Source organism: Micrococcus sp. HMSC31B01 (assembly GCF_001816085.1).
GTDB classification, from domain to species: Bacteria; Actinomycetota; Actinomycetes; order Actinomycetales; family Micrococcaceae; genus Micrococcus; species Micrococcus luteus.
The window spans coordinates 1-3,299 of record NZ_KV825414.1; the positions used below are offsets into that span (position 1 = coordinate 1).

Annotated in this window: 3 protein-coding genes; all 3 read right to left on the minus strand. The window is 73.5% G+C overall.

Features of this window, described 5'->3' with window-relative positions; all coding sequences use genetic code 11:
- Positions 1-958, minus strand: a 958-nt coding sequence (locus tag HMPREF3105_RS11595; RefSeq protein ID WP_210401454.1) for a hypothetical protein, incomplete at its 3' end; no start/stop codon positions are given.
- A 450-nt stretch (positions 959-1,408) separates the two neighbouring features.
- Positions 1,409-1,810: a hypothetical protein gene (locus HMPREF3105_RS11600; RefSeq protein ID WP_070709736.1), complete on the minus strand. Its 402-nt coding sequence runs from the start codon at positions 1,808-1,810 to the stop codon at positions 1,409-1,411.
- A 182-nt stretch (positions 1,811-1,992) separates the two neighbouring features.
- Entirely contained in the window at positions 1,993-3,189 is a 1,197-nt protein-coding gene (locus HMPREF3105_RS11605) for an AAA family ATPase (protein ID WP_141762532.1), read from the minus strand.
- Positions 3,190-3,299: the final 110 nt, after the last annotated feature.

Sequence of the window (3,299 nt, forward strand, 5' to 3'; positions counted from 1 at the left end):
CGACGGCGGGCGCGGGCACCTCGACGTGGGCGAGGCCGCAGAGCAGGCACCCGGCATTACCGGCCGGCGGGGCGACAGGCACCGGCGGGTCGTTGCGCACGGCCTCCATGCGCCGCCACACGAGGTACTTGAGCACCACGCCCAGGCGGTCGCGGCCGGTGGTGTGGGACCACGGCTCGCTCGCCGCGTCCTTCACCGTCGCCCGCACGCTCTCCACAGCCCCATAGCGGCGGCTGTAGGTGAGCACGCCGCCCTCCAGGCCCAGCATGAGGATGAGGCTGTAGAGCGAGCCGGCGTCCAGCTCGATCAGCTCGCGCTCGACCGCGCCGACGGCCAGCAGAGCCGCCGTGAGGCGCTCAGCGGCCACGGTGCGGCCCCAGGTCTGCACGAGGTGAGGGTGGGCCTTCACGAGCTCGCCGGCGCGCGTCTGGACCGCGTGGCACGGCTCGCAGACGGCGAACCGCAGGGGCACGGTGCCGGGCACGGCGCGGGGCGGGAACGGCCCGCCGTCGGCCCCCTCACGGGGCGTGAGGAGCGCGTGGTGCGTCACCACGTGCGCCGGCTCGTCCACGGCGACGCCGCAGTGCTCACAGGCGAGCTGGCCGTCTCGCAGGGGCGTGAGGGACTGGGCCGGAGCGGTCAGGTCCGCCGGCGGCTGAGGCGCGGCCTCAGCAGGTGCGGAGGCGTCGGCCTGGGCCTGGGCGTGTGGGCGGGAGGTGGGGGTGTCGTTCATGGTCTGTCCTTTCACCGCGGCCATCGCCGCGAGCAGGGGCCCGGCGGTGTGCTCACGGCCGGAGGGTGTGGAGGTGCTGAACACGAGGCGGGAGCCTGTGCCCGGCAGGGCAGGCACGAGGGCCGTCCCGTGGATGCCGGCGACGTCGCGCGGGGTGACGACCACGGCGGGCGCGAGCCGCGTGCGTGGCGGTGTGGGGGTCTGGGGAGGGGGAAGGGCGGTCATGTCGTCTCTCTCATCGGTGGGCATGGGACGTGGGCGGCGTGACCGGTGGTGCGCGCGAGCTCGGGGTGGCGGCGACCGCGAGGGGGAGGCGCACGAGCGGGAGGTGGTGGTGGTGGTCGCGGCGGAGACGGTGGTGCCGGCGGGGGCGGACGCGGGGGTGCGCCCGATTAGCACACACGCGCGTGACGCAATCACTCCCGGTTGCCGCGCGCGCCCGGAGCGGCGTCAGCCGCTCGTGCGACGCGAACCGTCGGGAGGGCGGCGCGCACGGGCCGGGCTCGACTCGGCCCGTTTTCACCCTGCCCAGTGCCGGAATCTGTGCCACGAGCGCTGGCCCGTCCTGGGACACAGCGCGGGATCGGCCTGGGACCTGGGCTGTTGTCCCAGCGGGGGCTGTGCTGAGCGCGTTCCCCTCTTGACGACGGATCAAGGCCGGGGCGTGAACGGGGCTCACTGGGCCACCTCGTCGCGCTCCATCCCACGGGCGAGCCGCTGGAGCACATCGGGCCAGTCCGTGAGGTCGAGCCAGTGCTTGCCCATGAGGTGCGCCGTCGTGTCCAGCAGAGCGGGCACCGTGCCCAGCTCAGTGGCCGGGAGAGCCCAGAAAGCCCGCTCCGCCTCCCCTGGGGCGCACGCGTCGTGCGCGGCGCTCCAGGGGGCCACGTGGAGCCGCTGGAGCGTCTCCAGGGGCACGAGGCGGGGCAGACCGTCAGGGGCGGTCGCCACGTCCTCCAGACGGGCGCGTGAGTCGCGGGCCGCGCGCATCTCGGCCCGTGGCACGAACAGGTGCCAGCCCTCTCCCAGAGGGTGAGAACAACGGTCGCAGGTCCAGCGAACGAGGGGGGTGCTCATGGTCTGGTTCTTCTTTCTCCGACCGGCTCACACGGCCCCACGCGTCCCCCTACACCTAGAGGTGTAGGGGGGAACGTGGTTGGTGGGCGCGTGATTGCCGTGGTTGGTTGCGTGAGGCTTGATTACGCGGATTTTCGGGGGGTGCGTGGTTGCACGTGACCGTCCGTGATTGGTCGGGCGAATCACGGTGCGTGGTTGCTTTCGTGGTTGCTCCGAGGGCGCGTGATTGCCCCTGGGAGGTAGACCTTCGAGGGCCTGCCGCCGCCCTCCCCCGCGACCTCGCGGACCTCCAGCGCGCCCGTCCGCGCCAGCTTGTCCAACCGGCGGCGTGCCTTCTCCGTCTCGTTGCGCGTGGGAGCGTCCGTGCTGAACATGGCCCGCGCGAGATCGGCCACGGTGACGCGCCCAGCGGCCCGAGCGAGAACGAGCGGATCCGCCTCGTCCATCACCTGCGAGCGGCCCGTGCGGTCGTCGTGGATGACCTCCAGCGGCCCCACCTCGGCGGCGGGCTGTTTCAGATGCCGGAGCTTCACCACGGCGTCGCCCGGCTGGCCCTCCAGATGGATGACGGAGCCCGCGCCGGCCGAGAGCCACGTGGAGCCGTACACCGCATCGACGCCCTTGGGACCGTCCGGGCGCACCTTCACCTGATGGTGGAGCTCGAGCACCTGCACTCCGTCCGCGAGCGCCGCCTGTCGCGCCCGGTTCCAGCCCGCTCCCACACGGTCGTCCGACAGGCCCACGGCGGCGTCCTTGAGGCTGTCCACGACGACGTGCGAAGCGCCGGCGTCCGCGCACATCGCGCGCAACAGGTCCGTGTCCTCGGCCATGTCCGCCTGTGGCGGTCCCTGCCAGACGATGAGGCGCTGGGATACGGGCTCGCGCTCGTCGGCGGCGAACTGGCGATTCAGGGCGCGGCGCACCTGGGAGGGGCGGTCCATCGCCAGGTACAGCACGCGGCCGGTGGCCGGCTCCACGGGGTAGCCGAGCACGCGCGAGGGGTGCCCGCCCTCCCCTGGGAGGATCAGGGCGCGCACGAGCTGACCGGCGATCGTCGTTTTGCCCACGCCCGAGCCGCCATAGAGCATCAGCGCCTCGCCCTCGGCCCAGAGCACATCGTTGCCCCGCCCCCAGATCGCGGGCACGACGTCGGGCAGGTCGAAGATGAACGCGCCGCCGTCCGTGAAGTCGAACCGCCGCGCCGGCGCGTCCACGCCCTCCGCGTCGTCCTCGTCGTCCTCGTCGTCCTCGTCGTCCGCGAGCGCCTCCCCCACGACCCGCACGCGGTCGCTCACGGCCGAGCGCACCGCCTTGCCGTCCGCCGGGCTCTGGGCAGTGCTGGGGCTTGGACGGGAGGGGGCGGGCGCGGGGGCGCTCATGCCGGAGCTCCACCCGCTCAGCACGGTCCGCTCCGCCTCACGACGTCGTGCGCTCGCGGTCTCGCCGTGGGGCACAGGACGGTCCATGTACGCGCCCACGAGCGCCTCGC

What these genes read in the sequence shown, in the direction of transcription:
- HMPREF3105_RS11600 (WP_070709736.1), bottom strand. Translation starts at nt 1,810, where the DNA reads ATGAGCACCCCCCTCGTTCGCTGGACCTGCGACCGTTGTTCTCACCCT.
- HMPREF3105_RS11605 (WP_141762532.1), bottom strand. Translation starts at nt 3,189, where the DNA reads ATGAGCGCCCCCGCGCCCGCCCCCTCCCGTCCAAGCCCCAGCACTGCC.